This is a genomic window from Pengzhenrongella phosphoraccumulans (assembly GCF_045689905.1).
GTDB classification, from domain to species: Bacteria; Actinomycetota; Actinomycetes; order Actinomycetales; family Cellulomonadaceae; genus Pengzhenrongella; species Pengzhenrongella phosphoraccumulans.
The window spans coordinates 4,051,176-4,072,549 of sequence record NZ_CP144210.1 but is presented as its reverse complement, the minus strand read 5'-3'; the positions used below and the strand labels follow the sequence as shown (position 1 = coordinate 4,072,549).

Annotated in this window: 19 protein-coding genes and 2 pseudogenes; 19 read left to right on the top strand and 2 right to left on the bottom strand. The window is 72.8% G+C overall.

Annotated features, from left to right (window positions below):
• Window positions 1-82: 82 nt before the first annotated feature.
• A complete protein-coding gene (locus VTA80_RS18830; protein ID WP_407342604.1) occupies window positions 83-1,687 on the bottom strand; it encodes a peptide chain release factor 3 in 1,605 nt (534 codons plus the stop codon).
• Between the two features lie 212 nt (window positions 1,688-1,899).
• Between VTA80_RS18830 and VTA80_RS18825 the strand changes: the two genes are divergently transcribed.
• The 5 genes from VTA80_RS18825 to VTA80_RS18805 all read left to right on the top strand — a co-directional run bounded on the left by VTA80_RS18825 (window position 1,900) and on the right by VTA80_RS18805 (window position 6,785).
• Window positions 1,900-2,814, top strand: a complete 915-nt coding sequence (locus tag VTA80_RS18825; protein WP_407342603.1) for a MurR/RpiR family transcriptional regulator — start codon at window positions 1,900-1,902, stop codon at window positions 2,812-2,814.
• Window positions 2,814-3,740 carry an N-acetylmuramic acid 6-phosphate etherase gene (gene murQ / locus VTA80_RS18820; protein ID WP_407342602.1) on the top strand — a complete coding sequence of 309 codons (927 nt, stop codon included), beginning with the start codon at window positions 2,814-2,816 and terminating at the stop codon, window positions 3,738-3,740. Before VTA80_RS18825 ends, murQ begins: the two co-directional genes overlap by 1 nt.
• Window positions 3,741-3,797: 57 nt before the next feature.
• On the top strand, window positions 3,798-5,309 hold the full coding sequence (locus VTA80_RS18815) for a PTS transporter subunit EIIC (protein WP_407342601.1): 1,512 nt from the start codon (window positions 3,798-3,800) through the stop codon (window positions 5,307-5,309).
• Window positions 5,310-5,407: 98 nt separating this feature from the next.
• Window positions 5,408-6,154 carry a VIT family protein gene (locus VTA80_RS18810; RefSeq protein ID WP_407342600.1) on the top strand — a complete coding sequence of 249 codons (747 nt, stop codon included), beginning with the start codon at window positions 5,408-5,410 and terminating at the stop codon, window positions 6,152-6,154.
• A 130-nt stretch (window positions 6,155-6,284) separates the two neighbouring features.
• On the top strand, window positions 6,285-6,785 hold the full coding sequence (locus VTA80_RS18805) for a DUF2231 domain-containing protein (RefSeq protein WP_407342599.1): 501 nt from the start codon (window positions 6,285-6,287) through the stop codon (window positions 6,783-6,785).
• A 120-nt stretch (window positions 6,786-6,905) separates the two neighbouring features.
• Here VTA80_RS18805 and VTA80_RS18800 read toward each other — a convergent pair whose 3' ends face one another.
• Window positions 6,906-7,529: a hypothetical protein gene (locus VTA80_RS18800; RefSeq protein ID WP_407342598.1), complete on the bottom strand. Its 624-nt coding sequence runs from the start codon at window positions 7,527-7,529 to the stop codon at window positions 6,906-6,908.
• Between the two features lie 171 nt (window positions 7,530-7,700).
• On the opposite strand from VTA80_RS18800, the gene VTA80_RS18795 reads away from it, so the two are divergent.
• From VTA80_RS18795 to cydC, 14 genes and pseudogenes are all read left to right on the top strand, one after another.
• Window positions 7,701-8,381 carry a response regulator transcription factor gene (locus tag VTA80_RS18795; protein WP_407342597.1) on the top strand — a complete coding sequence of 227 codons (681 nt, stop codon included), beginning with the start codon at window positions 7,701-7,703 and terminating at the stop codon, window positions 8,379-8,381.
• Window positions 8,378-9,106, top strand: a pseudogene (locus VTA80_RS18790) (HAMP domain-containing protein); the annotation flags it as partial. The gene VTA80_RS18795 and the pseudogene VTA80_RS18790, both read left to right, overlap by 4 nt.
• 137 nt (window positions 9,107-9,243) lie before the next feature.
• Window positions 9,244-9,669 carry a sensor histidine kinase gene (locus tag VTA80_RS18785; RefSeq protein WP_407342596.1) on the top strand — a complete coding sequence of 142 codons (426 nt, stop codon included), beginning with the start codon at window positions 9,244-9,246 and terminating at the stop codon, window positions 9,667-9,669.
• Window positions 9,670-9,848: 179 nt separating this feature from the next.
• Window positions 9,849-10,298: a hypothetical protein gene (locus VTA80_RS18780; protein ID WP_407342595.1), complete on the top strand. Its 450-nt coding sequence runs from the start codon at window positions 9,849-9,851 to the stop codon at window positions 10,296-10,298.
• The gene (locus tag VTA80_RS18775) at window positions 10,291-10,815 is read left to right on the top strand and encodes a hypothetical protein (protein ID WP_407342594.1); all 525 of its coding nucleotides are present in this window, start codon (window positions 10,291-10,293) and stop codon (window positions 10,813-10,815) included. The genes VTA80_RS18780 and VTA80_RS18775 overlap by 8 nt, the downstream gene beginning before the upstream one ends.
• Before the next feature lie 14 nt (window positions 10,816-10,829).
• Window positions 10,830-11,854, top strand: a pseudogene (locus VTA80_RS18770) (FAD:protein FMN transferase).
• Window positions 11,847-12,602, top strand: a complete 756-nt coding sequence (locus VTA80_RS18765; RefSeq protein WP_407342593.1) for a hypothetical protein — start codon at window positions 11,847-11,849, stop codon at window positions 12,600-12,602. The pseudogene VTA80_RS18770 and the gene VTA80_RS18765 overlap by 8 nt, the downstream one beginning before the upstream one ends.
• Entirely contained in the window at window positions 12,599-13,900 is a 1,302-nt protein-coding gene (locus tag VTA80_RS18760; RefSeq protein ID WP_407342592.1) for an NADH-ubiquinone oxidoreductase-F iron-sulfur binding region domain-containing protein, read from the top strand. The genes VTA80_RS18765 and VTA80_RS18760 overlap by 4 nt, the downstream gene beginning before the upstream one ends.
• Window positions 13,897-14,175, top strand: a complete 279-nt coding sequence (locus VTA80_RS18755; RefSeq protein WP_407342591.1) for a ferredoxin — start codon at window positions 13,897-13,899, stop codon at window positions 14,173-14,175. The genes VTA80_RS18760 and VTA80_RS18755 overlap by 4 nt, the downstream gene beginning before the upstream one ends.
• Window positions 14,176-14,273: 98 nt before the next feature.
• Entirely contained in the window at window positions 14,274-14,786 is a 513-nt protein-coding gene (locus tag VTA80_RS18750) for a methyltransferase family protein (protein WP_407342590.1), read from the top strand.
• Window positions 14,787-15,038: 252 nt separating this feature from the next.
• On the top strand, window positions 15,039-16,526 hold the full coding sequence (locus VTA80_RS18745) for a cytochrome ubiquinol oxidase subunit I (RefSeq protein ID WP_407342589.1): 1,488 nt from the start codon (window positions 15,039-15,041) through the stop codon (window positions 16,524-16,526).
• Between the two features lie 32 nt (window positions 16,527-16,558).
• Window positions 16,559-17,617, top strand: coding sequence for a cytochrome d ubiquinol oxidase subunit II (gene cydB, locus VTA80_RS18740; RefSeq protein ID WP_407342588.1), 1,059 nt, complete (start codon window positions 16,559-16,561; stop codon window positions 17,615-17,617).
• 12 nt (window positions 17,618-17,629) lie between these two features.
• Entirely contained in the window at window positions 17,630-19,414 is a 1,785-nt protein-coding gene (gene cydD, locus VTA80_RS18735) for a thiol reductant ABC exporter subunit CydD (protein WP_407342587.1), read from the top strand.
• On the top strand, window positions 19,411-21,363 hold the full coding sequence (gene cydC / locus VTA80_RS18730; RefSeq protein ID WP_407342586.1) for a thiol reductant ABC exporter subunit CydC: 1,953 nt from the start codon (window positions 19,411-19,413) through the stop codon (window positions 21,361-21,363). The genes cydD and cydC overlap by 4 nt, the downstream gene beginning before the upstream one ends.
• Window positions 21,364-21,374: the final 11 nt, after the last annotated feature.

Genomic DNA, 21,374 nt, shown 5'->3' with positions numbered 1-21,374 from the left:
GTCAAACGCTGCCGACCAGACTTCCCGGCGCACCGTGGCTCACTCTACGACCCGGTCCCCCCGGGGTGCTCCCTGACCGAGCTCAGGCGGCCACCGGCGGTTCGAGCACCGCACCCGGGTGGTTGCGGCGCACCGAGGCGATCCGCCAGGTGTTCGGGAACAGCGCGAGCAGCTCGCCGTCGGCGCGTTGGAGGACCTCGACCCCCCGCTCGGCGTCGAGGGCCTTGATCCACTCGCGCGTCGTGCGCATCGCGACGGAGTAGTCGAGCCGCTCGAGGCGCACCGGGGAGTTGAACTCCATCGCCATGCGGTGCTCCGCGACCTCGAACTGCATGGGCCCGACGGCGGCCAGCACGGGGGCCTGGTCGCCGCGCAGGTCCGAGCGCAGCACCTGAACCACACCCTCGGCCTCGAGCTGGGCGACCCCGCGGCGGAACTGCTTGTACTTGCCGGCATCCTTGGCGCGCACGACGGCGAAGTGCTCGGGGGCGAACGTCGGCAGCGGCGGGTACTCGACCGGTTTGTCGAAGTACAGAGTGTCACCCACCCGCAGGTCCGAGCCGTTCACCAGCCCGACGACGTCCCCGGGGTAGGCGGTGTCGATGACCGTCCGCTCCCGACCGAACGCCTGCTGGGCGTACTTGGTCGCGAACGGCCGTCCGGTTCGCGCCGACGTGACGACCATCCCGCGCTCGAACATCCCCGAGCACACCCGGATGAATGCGAGCCGGTCGCGGTGGGACGTGTCCATCCCCGCCTGCATCTTGAACACGAACGCGCTGAACGGAGCGTCCACGGCGCGAGGCACACCGTCGACCGACAGGCGCGGGGTGGGTGACGGCGCGAGGTCGACCAGCAGGTCGAGCAGGGCGTGCACCCCGAAGTTGCGCACCGCGGACGCGAACATCACGGGGGTAGAGATGCCGGCCAGGAAGGCCTCGGTGTCGTGGTCCGACCCCGAGGCGGAGAGCAGCTCGCTCTCCTCGACGGCGGTGGCCCAGACGTCACCCTCCCGCGCCGCAGCGGCCTGGGGATCGAGGATCTCCTCGGGCGCGACATGGGCGCCGCCCGCGGACGGCGTGAAGCGCACGTAGTTGCCGGTGCGCCGGTCCAGGACGCCGCGGAAGTCCCCCGCGACGCCGACGGGCCAGTCGAGCGGCGTCGGGTTCAACCCGGTGCGCTCGGTGATCTCGTCCATCAGCGCCAAGGCGTCCAACCCGGGCCGGTCCCACTTGTTGATCACCGTGATCAGCGGGATGCCCCGGTGCTTGCACACGGCGAAGAGCTTCATCGTCTGCGCCTCGAGGCCCTTCGCGGCATCGATGAGCATCACGGCCGCGTCCACCGCCGAGAGCACGCGGTAGGTGTCCTCGGAGAAGTCCGCGTGACCGGGGGTGTCGAGCAGGTTGATCACCGTGTCGCGGTAGTCGAACTGCAGCGACGCCGAGGTGATCGAGATCCCGCGGGCCTGCTCCATCTCCATCCAGTCGGAGACGGTGTGCCGCCGACCGCTCTTGCCGTTGATGTGGCCCGCCTCGGTGATGGCGTGGGCGTGCAGCGCGAGTGCCTCGGTCAGGGTGGACTTCCCGGCATCCGGGTGGCTGATGACCGCGAACGAACGCCGCCTCGCCGCCTCCTGGCTGACGCCACCCTCCTGCCGGGCACCGCTCGTGGTGCCGTGCCGCAACAGATCTCCTTGGCGTGATGGGGTTCCAGCGAATCGTGCCGGTCTACTGAGCGCGCATTCTACCGTCGCGTCAACCGCGAGCTCAGCCGGTCACGACGCCCTCCGCGTCCCGGCCTCCCGCGTGCCGCGCCGCGCCACACGGTCGAGCGGTGAAAATTGTTCACATCGCGGGGTAGTGTCAATGAAAACCTTCTGCTGTGAATCGAGTCGCCGTGACCGCACGCCACTCTCCCGCTCCCCCGAAGCCCGCCGACCTCGCCGCCCGCATCCGGGCGGTCCTGCCCGGGCTGACTCCGGCGGAGACCCGGGTCGCCCTGATCGTCGAGGCCGACCCCGCAGGTGTGGCGGCACTCACGGTGACCCAGCTCGCGGACCGCGCGGCCACCAGCGCGGCGACAGTCGTGCGCGCGGCCCGCAGCCTCGGGTTCGCGGGGTACCCGCAGCTCCGGCTCGCCCTGGCCGCCCACAGCGGCTCGCTCCGGCGCGACGACGGCGTCCCGCTCGGCGCCGACATCACCGAGACGGACCCGGCAGCGGTCGTGCTCGCCAAGCTCGCCGCATTCGAGTCCGAGCAGATCCGGGCGACCGCGGAGCTCGTCGACCCGGCCACCCTCGACCGGGTGATCGCCGCCATCCGGACCGCGCGGCGGATCGACGTCTACGGCATCGGCGCCTCCGGGCTCGTCGCCCAGGACCTGATGCAGAAGCTGAGCCGCATCGCTCTGGACTGCCGCGCGCACACCGAGCACGACGCCGCCATGGTGAGCGCGTGCCTGCTCGGCCCGGGCGACCTGGCCATCGGTATCTCGCACTCCGGCGAGAACGACGGGACGGTCAAGCCGCTGACGCTCGCGCGCCAGGTGGGGGCCACCACCGCCGCCATCACCGGGGCGACCCGGTCTGCGCTGGCTCGCCAGGCGGAGCACGTCCTGGTCACCGCAGGCCGCGAGTTCGGCTTCCGGTCGGCCGCGATGGCCAGCCGGACCGGCCAGCTGCTCGTGGTCGACGGACTCTTCATCGGCGTCGCGAAGTCCCTGCCAGCTGCGCACGACGCACTCGAACGGACCTACGACGCCCTGGCACCGCACGCGGGCCGCCAGACCGCACCACGATCGAGGACCCCATGATGCTCGCCGCCCTGGCCACCGAGACCGCCAACAACCGCACCCGCGACCTTGACCTCATGTCGGTCACCGAGCTGCTCTGGGCGATGAACCGTGAGGACAGCACGGTGCCGGACGCCGTCGCCGCGGCGATCCCCGAGATCGCCCGCGCGGTCGAGGCCATCATCGCGGCCCGCACCCACGGCGGTCGTCTGATCTATCTCGGCGCCGGCACGAGCGGCCGGCTCGGCGTGCTCGACGCCGTCGAGTGCCCGCCGACCTTCGGCACCGAACCCGGCGAGGTCCTCGGGCTCATCGCCGGCGGTCCCGGCGCCTTCCTCCAGGCGGTCGAGGGCGCAGAGGACGACCCCGCCCGTGCCGTGGCCGATCTGCGCGGCGTCGAGGCGACCGCGAAGGACGTCGTCGTCGCTCTGGCCGCGAGCGGCCGCACCCCGTACGTCGTCGGCGGCCTGGACCACGCGCGCTCGATCGGGGCCGCCACGGTGTCCATCGCATGCAACCTCGACGCCGAGATCAGCCGCCACGCCGACATCGCGATCGAGGTGAACACCGGGCCGGAGGTACTCACCGGCTCGACCCGACTCAAAGCCGGCTCGGCCCAGAAGCTGATCTGCAACATGCTCTCCACCGCGAGCATGATCCAGACCGGCAAGGCGTTCGGGAACCTCATGGTCGACGTCCGGCCGACCAACGCGAAGCTCGTCGACCGTGCCCGTCGCATCGTGATCGCCGCGACCGGCGCCGAACCCGAGCGCGCCGCGGCCACGCTCGAGCGCGCCGGTGGGCACGCCAAGACCGCCGTCGTGATGCTGCTGGCCGAGTGCGACCTCGCCGAAGCGACCGTCCGGCTCGACCGCTCCGGCGGACGTGTCCGAGGCGCGATCGAGTCACCCGCCACCGCCGGGGCCGCCACGCCCCGCATGCGCTGATCTGCCACGTCACCTCACCGAAGCGACATCCCCCTCAGAGCCGAGAAGGACCCTCCCATGGCTGATTCACGACAGATCGCAGCGCAGCTGCTCGCGCGGCTGGGCGGCGTCGACAACGTCGTCGACGTCGAGAACTGCATGACCCGGCTGCGGGTCGGTGTGCGCGACCCCCACCGGGTCGACGACGCCGCCCTGCGCGGCACCGATCATGTGCTCGCCGTCCTGCCGGGCGACAGCTACCAGATCGTCCTCGGCCCCGGCTTCGTCGACAAGGTCGCCCAGGAGCTGCAGGTCGCGCTCACGGCAGTGCCCGACCCGGCCGCGACGTCCGCCGATCGGCTCGCGGCAGTCGGCGCCGCGCGCCGGGCGGCGAACAAGGCGCGCAACAACACGCCCGTGAAGAACGGCCTGCGGCGCATCTCGAACATCTTCGTCCCCCTGATCCCCGCCCTGATCGCCTGCGGCCTCATCGCCGGCATCAACGGGATCCTCACCAACTTCGTCACGTCGGGCTCGGCTCCGTGGCTCGCGAACGTGACCCCCTACCTCGGGGTGATGGCGTCGGGCTTCTTCGCGCTCCTCGCGGTCTTCGTCGGGATGAACTCGGCCAAGGAGTTCGGCGGGACCCCGATCCTCGGCGGCGTGGTCGGGGCGATGGTCGTCGCCCCCGGCGTCGCCAGCATCACCGCCCTCGGCCAGGTGCACGTGCCCGGGCAGGGCGGCGTGCTCGGGGCGATGGCGGCGGCGATCCTGGCCGCCTACGTCGAACGCTGGGCCCGCAGCTGGGCCCCGGACGTCCTGGCGCTGCTCATCGTGCCGACGATCACGGTGCTGGTCGCAGGCTTTGCGACGCTCTTCTTCCTCATGACGGCCGCGGGCTGGCTCTCGGTCCTCATCGGTCAGGGCGCGGCCTGGCTGCTCGGCACCGCGGGCGGCGTCGCCGGGTTCGTGCTCGGCGGGCTCTTCCTTCCCGTGGTCATGACCGGCATGCACCAGGCGCTCATCCCGATCCACACCACGCTGATCGAGCAGGACGGCTACACGATCCTGCTGCCCGTCCTGGCCATGGCGGGCGCCGGTCAGATCGGCGCTGCCATCGCGGTCTACTACCGGCTCCGGCGCAACCCGAGCATCCGCAAGACGATCAAGTCCGCACTCCCGGCCGGGTTCCTCGGCGTGGGCGAGCCGCTCATCTACGGTGTGACCCTTCCCCTCGGTCGCCCGTTCATCACCGCGTGCATCGGCGGCGCGTTCGGCGGGGCGGTCATCGGCACGTTCGACCAGCTCGGGTACACGATCGGCGCGGTGGCGATCGGAGCGAGTGACCTGTCCTTGTTCCCGCTGCTCGACGGCAGCCACGGCAAGGGCGTCGCCGCACTCGGCTATGCCTGCGGCCTGCTCGTCGCGTACCTCGTCGGGTTCGTCGCCACCTGGTTCTTCGGTTTCGCCCCGGGGCGGCTCGCCGAGCTCGACACCGCGGCGACGGTCGACGCCGGCCTCGTCCCCGCCGACAAGCTCGCGACGAACGACGAGCTCCCCGAGCTGACCCCCGCGGGCCGACCTGCTTGACCTGATCTGTCCCTGCTTGACCCGACTGCGCCCAGAATCCGACCAGTGGAGCCTTTCCTTCGTGGCGCGCGAGCCGATTTGAACCTACGGTCATCGACGTGACAGACGTCGAATCGCGCGCCCCGAAGAGCACGCCCACCCCCGCAGAGAAGAACAGCGAGGGTGGCACCAGCCACGCAGCCCGGCTCAACTGGCTCCGCGCCGGCGTGCTCGGCGCGAATGACGGCATCATCTCCACGGCCGGACTCGTCGTCGGCGTCGCCGGGGCGACGACGGCGATCGGGCCGATCCTGACCGCGGGGCTCGCCGGTCTCGTCGCCGGGGCCGTGTCCATGGCGCTGGGCGAGTACGTCTCGGTGTCGAGCCAGCGGGACGCGGAGCGCTCGCTGATCGAGCGCGAGCGCCGCAAGCTCGAGGAGGACCCCGAGGCCGAGCTCGAGCAGCTCGCCGAGATCTACCGGGCCAAGGGGATGTCGGCGGCAACCGCCCACACCGTCGCCGTCGAGCTCACCGAGCACGACGTGTACGCGGCGCACATCGACGCCCAGCTCGGCCTCGACCCGGACGACCTCACCAACCCCACCCACGCGGCCATCTCGTCGGGAATAGCCTTCACCCTCGGCGCGATCCTGCCGATCCTCGCGATCTGGCTCGCTCCCGATGCCGTCCGGATCCCGGTGACGTTCGCCGCGGTCCTGGTCGCGCTCGCCGGCACCGGGAGCGCGAGCGCCGCGCTCGGCGGAGCCGGACACCTGCGGGCCGTGTCGCGGATCGTCCTAGGCGGCGCGGCGGCCATGATCATCACCTACGCCGTCGGCCGCCTGCTGGGCGTCAGCGGGATCTGACCGAGACCCGCAGTACCATCTGCCCTGCACCTGTGGTCCGTTTCCCACCACTTGTCAGCATTCCCCCGAACCCGCTGCCACGCGGTCGTCACCCGATGACCCACGCGGGAACACCCCGTCAAGGAGACTCATGTTCGACACGATTGCAGGCTTGCCCCTGCACCCCCTGGTCGTCCACGCGACCGAGGTCATCGTTCCGACCGCCGCGCTGGTCCTGCTCGTCGCCGCACTGTGGCCCCGGTTCCGCCGGTGGGCAGGCGTCCTGCCTCTGGTGCTCGCGCTGGCCGCCGTCGTCCTGGTTCCGATCTCGAGCGAGTCGGGCGAGAAGCTCGAGACCCGGGTCGGGGAGTCCAGCCTGATCGAGACCCACTCCGGCCTCGCCGAGGGCCTGCTGCCCTGGGTCATCGGGATGCTCGTCGTCGCGGCCCTGCTGACGTGGTGGACCTGGAACGAGCGCAAGGGCGCCGAGCCCCGCTCCCCGAAGTGGGTCGCCATCGCCCTCATCGCCGGCGCCGTCATCGCCACGACCGGCACGACCGTGCAGGCCATCCGCGTGGGGCACTCCGGCGCCACCGCCGTCTGGTCCGAGGACATGGCGAACACGCCGGCCTCCGGTGGCGACGAGGGCTGACCTCGCTCCACCAGCACTCAACGCACGGCACGAGGCCGGGCCCGGGATCATCTCCCGGGCCCGGCCTCGTCTCGTGCGTGGGCCGTGCGGAGCCCGACGGCTGCGTGGCGGTGCGCGACCTCAGTCGTGCCCCTCCTCGGTCGCCATCTCCGGGACGCCGGCCGCGCACACCGCGTGCACCGACGTCTCCTCCTCGCCCTGGCGGAACTTCACCTCGATCTCCTGCGGCCCGGAGTGCTTGACCTCGAGCGACCAGCCGTTCTGGGGTGTCGCCGAGAGCAGCACGATCTGCGTCCCCGTGCACTCCGCGGAAACCTGTCCCCCGGTCACGTTCCACGTGCGCGCGACGGCAGCGGGAGCCGGTGCGGGAGGCGGCGGCACTGCCACGGGCGGCGCCGTCGTCGGGCGGACGGGTGCCGGGGTCGGGGTCGGCGAGCTGGACGCCGTCGGCTCGCTCGTCGGGGCGGCCGTGGGGTCCTGGACCAGCGTCGGCGTCCCGCTCGGGCTGGCTGCGGGGCTCGTCGTGGCCGATGACGTCGGGGTCGCGCCCGGCGGGCGGGGCTGATCCGCGAGGCGGGCGACCTGCGCCTGCGTATAGACCGTCGGGGTCGTGCCCTGCTCGCTGCCGATCGCGGCGACCGCCCACCACACGACCGAACCCGCGAGGACTGCCGCCGCCGCCCAGGCGAGCACGACGGTCGGGCGCGCCGCAAGCGCTGCGCTGACGGGCGTCCGGCGACTCATCGCCGTTGCCCGGTGCAGGTCGGGGCGCCCATCGGATCGAGGATCATGCGTGCATCTTCCCGCAGAACTGAGTGAAGCCAGGGTTAAGGCCACGACAAGTTCCGCAGCCTCACCCGTGCCGAACAGGTGCGATGCCCCCGAAATCCACCGCGATGGCTTACGGTCCGTGATGTGGCCGATGTCTTGATCGTCGAGGACGATGCGACGATTCGCACAGCACTGGTGCGCGCGCTCTCGGCGCGCGAGCACTCCACGATGACCGCTCCGACGGCGATGGACGGGCTGCAGAGCCTCGTGGCGCACCGCCCCGACGTCGTCCTGCTCGACCTGGGCCTGCCCGATCTGGACGGCGCCTCGCTCCTCGCCATGATCCGTGCTGTCAGCGATGTCCCGGTGATCGTCCTGAGCGCGCGCGACGACGGCGCCGGCATCGTCGCGCTGCTCGACGCGGGTGCCGACGACTACCTCGTCAAACCGTTCGCCGCGGACCAGCTCGACGCACGCATCCGCGCGGTGCTGCGCCGCACCGATCCCGAGCGGGCCCCCGGACCGGTGACGGTCGGCGAGCTGGTGATCGACGCGCGCGCGCGATCGGTCCAGCTCGCCGGGGCCACGCTCGACCTCAGCCCCAAGGAGTTCGACCTCCTGCACTATCTCGCCGAGCGCGCCGGCGAGGTCATCGGCAAGCGCGAGCTGCTCGCGAAGGTGTGGAACCAGCCCTACGGGGGCGCCGACAAGACCGTGGACGTGCACCTGCACTGGCTGCGCCGCAAGCTCGGCGAGAGCGCCGACGCCCCGGTGTACCTGCACCGCGTGCGGGGGGTGGGCGTCAAGCTCGCCCCGCCGCCATGAGGCGCCTCCTCGTCCTGTACGGCCTGGCGATGACCTCCGTGGTGCTGGTCGCGTTCCTCGTCCCGCTGGGGATCCTGGCCCGTTCTCTCGCGCAGGAGCGCGCGCTCGACGCCGGGATGCGGGACGCCCAGAGCGTCGCGGTGTTCACCGGCGGGGCGGCCGCTGACAACGCCCGCCTAGAGGCAACCCTCCTGTCCGTCAACGACGCGCAGCGGCGCACCACCGTGTTCCTTCCCGACGCCACGAGCGTGGGCGAGCCGGCCACGCGGTCGACCGCCGCCGAGGTCGCGGCGACGGGCCTCGCCCTCACGGCCAAGACCGACGGCGGGGTCGAGGTGCTCCTCCCCGTCGGGAGCACAGCGGGTCTGGCGGTCGTGCGCACGTTCATCCCCGACTCCGAGCTCACCGCCGGGGTCAGGCAGTCCTGGCTCATCCTGGCGACGGTCGGCGCGGTGCTGCTCGGAGGCACCGTGCTGGCCGGGGACCGGATCGCGCGTCGACTGGCGCGTTCCGTCCGCAATCTCTCCGACGTGGCGGAACGCCTGGGAGCCGGCGAGCTCACCGCCCGGGTGGAGCCCTCGGGTCCACCGGAGGTCGCGTCGGTCGGGCGCGTGCTGAACGGCCTCGGCGCGCGAGTCGCCGGCCTGCTCGCCGTCGAACGCGAGCTGGTGGCCGACCTGTCGCACCGGCTGCGGACCCCCATCACCGCGCTGCGGCTCGACGTCGACCTCCTCAGCGAGGCGCAGGAGCGGGAGCGGATGACCGGGCACGTCGACGAGCTCGTGCGGGCGGTGGACGCGATCGTGTGGACCGCCCGGCACCCTCGCCACGACGCCCCGAGAGCCGGTGCGACGCCGCCACCGTGGTCCGCGAGCGCGCCCGGTTCTGGGCCGTGCTGGCGGCCGACCAGGGCCGCGAGCTCCGCGTCGAGGTGCCCGACGACGCCTTGTACGTCGCCACGAGCGCGGACGCACTCGGGGCCGCGCTCGACGTGCTCGTCGACAACGTGTTCAGCCACACCCCGGACCGCACCCCGTTCGAGCTCGCCGTCCGGCCCGTGCCCGGAGCGGTCGAGGTCGTCGTCGAGGACGGCGGACCGGGATTCGCCCGCGCGGACGCGGCGGACCGCGGCCTCAGCGGCGCAGGCTCCACCGGGCTGGGGCTCGACGTGGCCCGGCGCACGGCCGAGAACGCGAACGGCCGCCTCGTGCTCGCCGCGAGCGCCACCGGCGGGGCACGGGTCGTGCTCGAGCTCCCGTCGACCGGCCCCGACGGGACCGCGAGCTGACGACCGACGCTCCCGCGATTCCGGTCGGCTGGCAGATCACGACCCGTCACCCGGTTGGAGCAGCACCGCGGAACTCCTTAACCAAGCCTTATCAGAGGCTTGCCGTCACCCTCACGTGGACGGGTCCAAGGTCGTGGCGACGGCACAGATGACGTCGGTACAACGACCGAGGAGCCACCATGCTGACTGGGAAGCACCGATCATCCATCGCGATCGCGGCGGCAGCGCTGCTGACCGGCGCGGGAGTCGCCGTGGCCAGCGGCGTCACCGCCCCCGCACCGGCCGCCCCGTCGCCCAGCGCGACCGTCGAGGCACCTGTCGACCCGCGGGCGGCGGCACTCGAGAAGTCCGTGGGTGACCTGCTCGCCCAGGTCGGGCCGCTCGAGGCCGCGGTCGCAGCGAGCGAGGTCCCGGCCGCGCCGGCACCCGTCGCGGCAGCACCCGCGGCACGAAGCACGCCATCCCGCAGCACGAGCAGTGCACCGGCCGTCCAGACCGGGGAGAGCGACGATGCCCCCGCCCCCGCGCCGGCCCCGACGACCGCCGCAGCGTCGGCAGCGCCGACCACTGCGCCGCCCGCCGAGCACGAGGATGCTCCGGAACCCACCCACGGAGGCGACGATGACTGACCCCCGCACGTTCCGCCGGCGCGCCGCCGCCCTGGCCCTGATCCCGGCCGCAGCCGGGATCTTCGGTGCGAGCGTGGCCTGGGCGGGGTCGAACGACCCGCTCGCGGCCCAGACCGCTGCGGCCGCGGCCGCGTCGGCCGCCTCCCAGCAGATCGCCGCGCAGGCCGTCGCCGCCCAGGTGCTGAGCGACCAGCACATCGTCGACCTCACGACCCAGGTGGCCACGACCCAGGCGCACATCGCCGAGCTCCAGGCGGTGCTGGACGCCCGCGCCGCCGAGGCAGCCCGCGTCCAGGCGGAGGCCGCCGCAGCGGCCGCGGCCGCGGGATCCGGCACCAAAACCGGAGCCCGCACGGCGACAAAGAGTTCGACCGCCGCGAAGTCGGCCCCGGCCGCCACGTCGAGCGGCTCGGCTCCGGCAGCCGCCGCTGCCCCCGCACCCGCACCCGCACCCGCGGCTGCACCCGCCCCGGCCCCGGCACCTCCGGTCGCAGCGACCACGGGCGCCTCGAAGTGACCACCACCGACCCGATGCCGAGCCTGGCGACCCGAGGTTCCGCACCGGCAGTCCGGTCTTTTCGCGCGATGGCCAGCCAGATCACCCTGCGGGTCGAGCAGCCGGGTCGGCATGCCCAGTCGTGCCTCGACCGCGCTGAGGAGATCTTCCGCGAGGTGGAGCGCACGTGCTCACGGTTCGACCCGACCAGTGCCCTGTCGCTGGCCAACACCCAGCCGCAGTGGTGGCACGAGGTCCCGCCCACGCTCGCCGTCGCGATCCAGGAGGCATCCCGCGCGCACGTCGAGACCGGCGGCCTGTTCGACCCGCGCATCCACGACACCCTCGTGGCGTGGGGGTACGACCGCTCGCTGCCCTTCGCGGACGGCGACGTCGTGCGCGACGCGGACGACTTGCGTGCGATCGCCGCGCCCCGCGAGCCGGACCTTCCCGTGCCGCGCGGCCAGGACGACGCGTCGACGGACGCCGCACCCTGGCGCCCGCAGGTCATCGCCCGGGGGGATCGGTGCCGCATCAACCTGGCGGGGCGCCGGGTCGACCTCGGGGGATCGGGAAGGGGCTGGCTGTGCGCTGGGCCGCGGTCGAGCTCGCCGGAGCGGGGGCGGGGTACCTCGTCAACGCCGGCGGGGACGGCGCGTTCGGCGGCATCGGGCCGGAGGGCGGCGGCTGGCGCGTCGGCGTGGAGGACCCCGCCGGTGGCACCGAGCCCCTCCTCGTGCTCGAGCTCGTCAACACCGGGTGCGCGACCTCGTCGGTCCGGCTGCGCCACTGGCTCGCGGCCGGCACGCCGGTGCACCACCTGATCGACCCGCGGACGGGACTACCCGGCGGCGAGGGGCTCGCCGCGGTCACGGTCGCGGCCCAGGACGCCGCCTGGTCCGAGGTGTGGAGCAAGACCTTGTTCCTCGCCGGCGCGGCCGGTATCCGGGAGCGGGCCGAGCGCCTCGGTCTGGCGGCCGCGTGGGTCGGCACCGACGGCGCCGTCGGCACCTCGGCCGCCATGGACCCGCTCGTGATCTGGAGGAGCACCCATGTCTGATCGACGATCTGCACCGCTCGCCTCTGATCGACGATCCACTCCGCTCGCGGTCCTCGGCCTCGCGGTCGCGATCCTCGCGAGCGCCGCCTCGGCGGGCCTCGCCGGCTGGATCATCCTCGAGACGCTGCGCGGGACCACCAAGATTCCGTGGGTGCTCGCCCGGGCCAGCGGGATCAGCTCGTACGTGCTGCTGCTCGCCCTCGTGGCGACCGGCCTCGTGCTGTCCCATCCCTGGTCCCGACGCCTGCGGACGCCGTCGGCCGCGACCCGGCTCGGACTGCACGTCTCGCTCGCCACCTTCACGCTCGCGTTCACAGCCCTGCACGTCGTCGTGCTCGCCACGGACCCGTGGGCCCAGGTGGGCTGGCGCGGCGTGATCCTGCCGATGGCCTCGACCTACCGGCCCGTGCCCGTCACGCTCGGGGTGATCGCCCTGTGGGCAGGGCTGTTCACCGGCCTGACCGCGCGGCTGGCGGGGAGCATCGCCGCCCGGATCTGGTGGCCGGTGCACAAGGTCGCCGCCGTGCTGCTGGTCCTCGTCTGGGGGCACAGCGTCCTGGCGGGCACCGACACCCCGGCACTGCGCTGGTACTACGTCACGAGCGGCATCGCGATCCTCGGGCTGGCCGTGACCCGCTACGGCGCACGAACGCCTGCCGACCGGGTGTCCGAGCTCGCACGCTCCATCGAGACGACGTCGACCGACCGCACCGCCCGCGCCCCGCGACCCACCGGAGTCCCGCGATGACCTTCGACCTCCCGACGCAGACGGCGCCGACCCGCACGGCGGATGCCCGCCGAACCGACCAGCGCTCGGCCCTGCTGCTGCACGGCGTCCGACTGGCGCGCAGCGGACCGGCCGAGCCCTGGGTACCCGCCGCGACCGAGCACCTGGCCGCGCACACCGACCGGCTCGGTCAGCGCCCGGCGGGAAGCGTCGCGCTGATCGAGGCACTCGAGCGCGCCGGGTTGACTGGCCACGGCGGTGCCCACGTCCCCACGTCCGCGAAGTGGCGCGCCGCGCTCGCGCAGGGCGGCGCGCTGACGGTCGCCGCGAACGGTGCTGAGAGCGAACCGCTCAGCGCCAAGGACGCCACCCTGCTGCGTCAGCGACCACACCTCGTGCTCGACGGGCTCGCGCTCACCGCCGAGGCGCTCGGGGCCCGCCGCGCGGTGCTCTGGCTGCACGGCGACGACACCGGGACGCTCTACGCGATGCAGACGGCCCTGACCGAACGGCGCACGGCGCGGTATCCCGAGCCCTGGCTCGAGATCGTGAGCGGTCCCGGCCACTACCTCGCGGGCGAGTCGAGCGCGATCGGGCGGGCGCTGAACGGTGGTCCCGCGCTGCCCCGCATCCGACGCGTCGCCGACGCCGACGGCGGTCCCCATACCCTCGTGCACAACGTCGAGACCCTCGCCCGGGTCGCCCTCATCGCTCGCGGCCTGCCGCCGGTGCGGTCCACGCTGCTCACGGTGCTCACACCGGTCGACCGCCAGGTCATCGAGGTGGATCGGGGCACCCCCACGACCGAGGTCCTCGGCCAGACCGGCTGGCTGCACCGCGGTCCACCGCAGGCCGTGCTGCTCGGCGGGTACGGCGGCATGTGGGCGCCGTGGCTCGACGTCGAGCGCCTGACGTTCGACGAGACCACGCTGCGTTCCGCGGGCCTGAGCGCAGGGTCCGGGATCATCGCTCCGCTCCCCCACGGCGCGTGCGGCGTCGCCGAGACCGCGGCGATCGCCGGCTACCTCGCGGCCATGAGCGCCCGGCAGTGCGGACCGTGCCTGTTCGGCCTGCCCGCCCTCGCCCAGAGCCTCGGCCTGCTGGCGCGCGGAGTCGCCCCCCGAGGCGAGCAGGCGCGGCTCCTCGACGACCTGCGCGCCGTGGCGGGCCGTGGCGCGTGCCACCACCCCGACGGTGCCACCCGACTGATCGCGTCCGCGCTGGCGGTCTTCGAGCACGACTTCAACGAGCACGCGCACGGCCGGGCGTGCCCGGGGTCACAACGGGCCACCATGCCGATGCCGGCGGTGACCGCATGATCCGCCGTGGCGATCGCACCGCAGCGCCCGCAGCGCGGTTGCGCATCGATCCGGCCGCCTGCGACGGCGTCGGGGTCTGCGCCCACCTGGCCTCGACCGCGGTCGAGCTCGACCGCTGGGGCTTTCCGATCCTCGTCGAGCGCGACCTCAGCCGCGGCGAGGAGTCGTCGGCCCAGCGCGCCGTCCGCGCCTGTCCACGCCGGGCGCTGTGGATCGAGCGCGCACCGGACCCTGCCCTCTCGTGGCCCCCCGTGGACGCCTCGCCGCGACCTTAGTCCCGGTCGGGGCGGCATGAGGGGTCCGGACCGGCCGGCTCGGTCCTAGGCTGGATGGCTGACGCACCGCGCATGCCAAGCAGCGAGGGACACCCCCGATGAGACCGTCCGACGACCCGGAGCGACCGCGAGACGACGTCGCCGCGGCCCGCCACGACGTGCGGACCGCCCGGCTCCTCGTTGCTGCGCAGTTCGCGCTGATCGCGGTGATCGTGGTCCTGCCGGGACGGCACGACTGGCCGCTGCCGCGCGCGCTGGCGGTGACCTGCCTGGTCGCCGTCGTGCTCGGCGCGGCCATCATGGTGCTCGGTGCGACAGCCCTCGGACGCGGTCTCACGGCGGCGCCGCTGCCCAACACCCACGCTGAACTGCGCACGGGCGGCCTGTACCGGTTCGTCCGGCACCCGATCTACACCGGCCTGCTGCTCCTGATGAGCGCCATCACGGCCGCGTCCGGAAGCCTCTTCCGCCTGCTCGTGCTCGGACTCCTCGCGGTGCTCCTGACGCGCAAGGCTCGTTGGGAAGAAGCACGCCTCGCCGAGAGGTTCGAGGGGTACGCCGTTTACGCCGCACGGACACCGCGCTTCATCCCGTTCAGCCGAGGTAGGTAAGGCTCAACTGACCTGGCCGTAGCCCGTGACGTGGCAAAACGTTCCCAGGCTGTGTCCAGGAACACGGCCGAAAGTCCCATCCGGTGCGGTCGCTCGCTGCTAGATTTCGGTCAAGCGGTACCCCCGATTCAACCGGGTATGCACCGCCCGTGCGGGGGTCAGCCCCGACGGCTCGACCGTGGCCCAGCATCTCGCCGCGACCCGCACATCACGGTCAAGAAGGCTCATGCCTACGCCTCGAAGGACGAATCAGTGGACGCACTAGACCTGGCCCGGTGGCAGTTCGGCATCACTACCGTCTATCACTTCGTACTAGTCCCGCTGACGATCGGGCTCGCCCCGCTCGTCGCGATCATGCACACCGCGTGGGTGCGCACGAGCAACGAGAAGTGGCTCAAGCTGACCAAGTTCTTCGGCAAGCTCCTGCTGATCAACTTCGCGCTCGGCGTCGCGACCGGGATCGTGCAGGAGTTCCAGTTCGGCATGAACTGGTCCGAGTACTCGCGGTTCGTCGGTGACATCTTCGGCGCTCCCCTCGCGGTCGAGGCACTGGTCGCCTTCTTCCTCGAGTCGACCTTCCTCGGCCTGTGGATCTTCGGCTGGGACCGCCTGCCGAAGAAGCTGCACCTCGCGTGCATCTGGCTGGTCGCGTTCGGCACCACCGCCTCGGCGTACTTCATCCTCGCCGCCAACTCGTGGATGCAGCACCCGGTCGGGGCCGTCTACAACGCCGAGACCGGCCGCGCCGAGCTCGACGGCGTGAGCGGCATCTTCAAGGTCCTCACCAACAACACCCTCCTCGCCGCCTTCCCGCACACGGTCGCCACGGCGTGGCTCGTCGCCGGGACGTTCGTCGCCGGGGTCTCCGGCTGGTGGATCGTCCGCTCCGTGAAGGCCGGCCGCGACGCGGAGGCCCGCACGACCTGGCGTCCGGCCGCGTACATCGGCCTCGTCGCGATGGTCATCGCCGGGATCGCCGTCATCGCCACGGGCGACACGCAGGGCAAGCTCATGTACCAGCAGCAGCCGGGCAAGATGTCCAGCGCGGAGGCCCTGTGCGTCGGCACGGAGGGCGCCGCCTTCTCCCTGCTGACCATCGGTGACCTGTCCAACAGCTGCGACGGCGTCAACCACATCCTGTCGATCCCCGGCGCGGCCTCGTTCCTCGGCACCGGGAGCTTCTCCGGCCCGGAGAGCTACCTGCCCGGCGTCACCGACGTCCAGGCGGACGCCGAGGCGCTGTACGGCGACAAGTTCGGACCGGACCAGACGTACACGCCGAACCTGGTGGTGACGTACTGGAGCTTCCGGCTCATGATCGGGCTCGGCGCCTTCTCGGCCGCGCTCGCGCTCGCCGGGCTGTGGATGCTGCGCAAGGGTCGCATCACCGACAAGACCTGGTTCTCCCGGCTGTGCCTGATCGCGCTCCCCATGCCGTTCATCGCCGCGTCGTTCGGCTGGATCTTCACCGAGGTGGGTCGCCAGCCGTGGGTGGTCGCCCCGAACCCGGCCAACCCGGTCGACAACGTCTACCTGCTCACGCAGCAGGGCGTCTCGACCGTGGTCCCCGCCTGGTCCGTGCTGATCTCGGTGGTCATCTTCACACTGCTGTACGCCGCACTCGGGGTGGTCTGGTTCTACCTGGTGCGTCGGTACGTCCGCGAAGGCATCGAGCCGGAGACTCCCGAGTCTGCGGATCAATCAGGGCAGCCTGAGCCCGTCCTCTCGTTCGCCTACTGACCGCCGCTCGAAACCCGCTGGAGACGCACATCATGGATCTCTCCCTCCTCTGGTTCCTCCTCCTCGCCGTGCTCTGGACGGGCTACCTCGTCCTCGAAGGGTTCGACTTCGGCATCGGCATGCTCCTCAAGCCGTTCGCCCGCAACGAGAACGAGCGGCGCGTCATGCTGCGCACGGTCGGCCCGATCTGGGACGGCAACGAGGTGTGGCTGCTCACCGCCGGTGGCGCCACGTTCGCGGCCTTCCCCGAGTGGTACGCCACGATGTTCTCGGGCTTCTACCTCGCGCTGCTGCTCATCCTCGTGGCCCTCATAGTGCGCATCTGCGCGTTCGAGTGGCGACAGAAGATCGACGACCCGATCTGGCGCAACCGCTGGGACTGGGCGCACACGTTCGGCGCCTGGATCCCGTCGGTCCTGTGGGGGGTCGCGTTCGCGAACCTCGTGCAGGGCATGCAGATCGAGATCATCGACGGCAACCACCAGCTCACCGGCGGGTTCTTCTCGCTCATCACGCCGTTCACCCTGCTCGGTGGCGTGACGACCGCGGCCCTGTTCCTCACCCACGGTGCGGTGTTCCTCGCCCTGAAGACGGACGGCGACATCCGGGTGCGGGCCGGAAAGCTCGCCGAGAAGCTCTCGATCGCCTCACTGCTCATCGCGGCCGTCTGGGCCGTGTGGGCGCAGCTCGCGTTCTCGTCGAACCTCTTCTCGTGGGTCCCGCTCGTCGTGGCCGCACTGTCCCTCGTGGGCGTCGTGCTCGCGACCCGGGCCCGCCGCGAGGGTTGGGCGTTCACGCTGAACGCGATCGCGATCGCTGGGGCCGTCGCCCTGATCTTCTCGATCATGTACCCGAACGTCATGCCCTCCTCGCTCAACTCGGCCTGGGACCTCACGATCGCGCAGGCGTCGTCGTCGGAGGCCACCCTGAAGGTCATGAGCGTGGTCGCGCTGGTCATGGTGCCGATCGTGCTGGCCTACCAGGGCTGGACGCTCTGGGTCTTCCGGGCCCGGCTCACCGGCGCTCAGATCGGCTCCGCGACCGGGTTGCACCCCTTCCAGGAGCGCACGTTCGAGAACGTCGACCGCTAGGCTCCTCATTTCGTGAAGCCCCTGGACCCCCGACTCCTGCGCCACGCGCGCGCAGCGCGTCGGTACATCCTGATCACCGCCACCACCGGCGCCGTCACCGCGGCGCTGGTGGTGGCGCAGGCGTTGGTGATCGCGCACGCGATCGCCCCCGTGATCGACGGGACGGCTGGCTGGCACCACGTGGCGACGCTCCTGCCGGCCCTGGTCGGCGTGATCGCCCTGCGCACCGTGATCCTGATCCTGCAGGAGTCGAGCGCGCACCGGTCGGCGACCCACGTGATCGCCGAGCTCCGTGAGCAGGTGCTCACCCGTGCCGTCGACCTCGGCCCGCGCTGGCTCGCCACCGAGCAGGGACCAGCCGTCGTCACGCTGGTCACGCGCGGTCTCGACGACCTCGAGCCGTACTTCGTGCGCTACCTCCCGCAGCTGCTGCTCGCGGCAACCGTCACCCCGGCGACCCTCGCCGTCGTCTTCGGGCTCGACCTCGTCGCGGCGATCACCATCGCGCTGACCCTCCCGCTCATCCCCGTGTTCATGTGGCTCATCGGGGTCCTGACCCAGAAGTTCGCGGCGGAGCGGCTGGCCACGATGCAGCGGCTCGGCGCCCAGCTGATGGACCTGCTCGCGGGGCTGGGGACGCTCAAGGCGCTCGGTCGCGAGCGGGGCCCCGGCCGTCGCGTCGGGGAGCTCGGGCGGGCGTACACGCAGACCACCATGGCCACCCTGCGGATCGCCTTCCTCTCCGGTGCCGTGCTGGAGTTCCTCTCCTCGATCGCCGTCGCGCTCGTCGCGGTGGGCATCGGGACACGCCTGGTCTACGGCCAGATGGATCTCGTCACCGGCCTTGCGGTGCTCATGCTCGCGCCCGAGGTCTACCGGCCGATCCGCGAGGTCGGCGCGCAGTTCCACGCCTCCGCCGACGGCATCGCCGCCGCCGCGCAGAGCTTCACCGTGATCGAGCACCCGGTCCCCCAGCGCGGGACGCTCCCGGCCCCCGACCTGCGCCGCACCGACATCGTGCTCGACGCGCTGTGCGTGGCGGCCCCCGGCCGCGGGGTCTGGGCCCCCTGGCGCCTGGACGCCCGGCTCCGGCCCGGGCGGGTGGTCGCGCTCGTCGGCCCGTCGGGTGCCGGCAAGTCGACGGCCGCCAGCGTCGTGCTCGGCCTGCTGGCCCCGGACGACGGCACCGTCCGGCTCGTACCCCGCGACACTCCGTCGGCCGGCTCGGCTCCCGATCGCGACCTGGCGGACGTCGACCCGGCGTCCTGGTGGGCCCAGGTCGCGTGGGTGCCGCAACGCCCCGTGCTAGTCCCGGGCACCGTGCGCGCCAACGTCCTGGGCGACGACGCGAGCGTCGTCGACGAACGCGCCCGCGCGGCCGCGCGCGACACCGGGTTCGACGAGGTGCTCGCCCAGCTGCCGGGCGGTTGGGACGCCCGGCTCGGCCAGGGCGGCGTCGGGCTGTCCCTCGGTCAGCGCCAGCGCCTCGCCCTGACCCGCGCGCTGCTCGGGACGCACCAGCTCGTGGTCCTGGACGAGCCCACGGCGCACCTCGACGCGCGGGCGGAGGCGCACGTGCTCACCGCGGTCGACCGCCTCCGGGAACAGGGCCGGACCGTCCTCGTGATCGCGCACCGCGAGGCCCTGATCGCCCGGGCCGACGACGTCGTGACCGTGCGTGCGCGGGCCGTCGACCAGGCCGACGACGACGGGATCGCACCGGGCGACGCAGCGACCCCGACACCCACCGTGGACGGTCTCGTCGCGGCTTCCCCCGACCCGGAGCCGACCCGATGACCGCCGCCACGCTCCGCCCGGCCGACGTGCTGCCCGACGTCGATCCGCTCGCCGAGGGCCTGTTCCCGCCGGCAGAACGGTCCGCCCTGCGGCGCGCCCTGAGCCTGCTCCAGATCGACCGCCGTCGCCTGTTCTGGGCCGTCGTCGCGGGCAGCGCGGGGCTCGCGAGCGCGGTGGCGCTGACGGCGACGGCGGCCTGGATGATCGCGCGCGCCTCGCAGATGCCCGACTTCGGCCAGCTGGCCGTCGCGGCCGTCGCGGTCCGCCTGTTCGGCACGTCTCGCGCCGTGCTCCGCTACCTCGAACGCCTCGCCTCCCACCAGGTGGCGCTCGAGGGGATGGCCGCGCTGCGCGAGAGCGTCTATACGACGCTCGCCGACGCGCGGACCGACACGGTCGCGACGCTGCGCCGGGGCGATCTGCTGGCCCGCACCGGGGCGGACGTCGACTCCGTCGGGGACGTCGTGGTCCGTGCCCTGGTCCCGGCCGCGGTCGCGACGCTCGTCGGTGCCGGCTCCGCGCTGCTCGTCGGCTGGCTCAACCTCGGGGCAGGCCTCGTGCTGGCCGCCTGCCTCCTGACGGCGGGCGTCGTCGGCCCCGCCCTGACCATCCGGTCGACCCGCCTGTCCGAGCACGCCCAGATCCTGGCCCGGAGCGAGATCAGCGCGACCGCGATGACCATGGTCGACGGCGCCGGCGAGCTGACGGTCTCCGGCCGCGTCCACCCGATGCTCGACGAGCTGCGCACGACGGAGATCAGGCTCGCGCGAGCCAAGGACGCCGGGGCGCGCCCCGCGGCGCTGGCCGCCGGGATCGACACGCTCGCGATGGGGATCGCCGTGCTCGGTGCGATCGTGCTCGGCGTCCCGGCGATGCTCGCCGGGACGATGCAGCCCGTCGAGCTCGCGGTGATCGTCCTGACCCCGCTCGCGGCGTTCGAGGGCACCGCGCTGCTCGGTCCGGCCGCCACGCAGCTCGTGCGGTCCGGCGGCGCCGCGCTGCGGATCCTGGCGCTGCTCGACGGCGCCCAGGCCGCGGCCACGGACTCGGCGCCCGACGGCGAAGTGCCCGATCACGCCGTGCCCGACGACGCGGCCGACCTCCCGGCGGACGACGTCGACGGCGAGGCAGCCCGACTGGGGGCCCACGGGCTGTCCGTCGGGTGGCCTGGCGGCCCGGTCGTGGCGCACGACCTCGATCTGGACGTCCGCCCGGGGCGGGCGATCGCCGTCGTCGGGGCGAGCGGACTCGGCAAGACCACGCTGCTGCTCACGCTCGCGGGGCTCCTGCCGCCGGTGACCGGGGAGGTCACCCTCGATGGCCGGTCGGTGTGGGGGGCGCCCCGACCCTGGGTCAGCCGACAGATCGTGCTCACGGCGGAGGATGCCCACATCTTCGCCACGACCGTCCTGGAGAACCTGCGGGTCGCCCGCGGCGACGTCACCCCGGCCGAAGCCACGGAGCTGCTGGTCCGGGTCGAGCTCGGCTCGTGGCTCGCCGCCCTCCCGCAGGGCCTGGACACGGTGCTCGGGTCCGACGCCACCACGATCTCCGGGGGCGAACGCCGGCGCCTGCTCCTGGCGCGCGCGCTGGCGAGCCGCGCGCAGCTCCTCCTACTCGACGAGCCGGGCGAGCACCTCGACGCGGGCACCGCCGACCGGCTCGTCGCCGACCTGCTGCGCACCGCGCACGACCCAGCGGGTCACGAGCGCCGGGGCGTCGTCCTGGTCACCCACCGGCTGGCCGCGCTCGACGAGGCGGACGAGGTGATCCTGCTCGGTGCGACCGGGACCCCGGCCGCCGGCGTCGAGGGCCTCAGCGACGAGACCGCGACGCCACGCGCGCGCCGCCCGGTCACGATCCTCGCCCGCGGGACGCACGCCGAGCTGCTCGCGACCGTGCCGGAGTACCGCTGGGCCGTGCAGCAGGACTCAGCGCCCGAGCTCTAGCTCAGTACCTC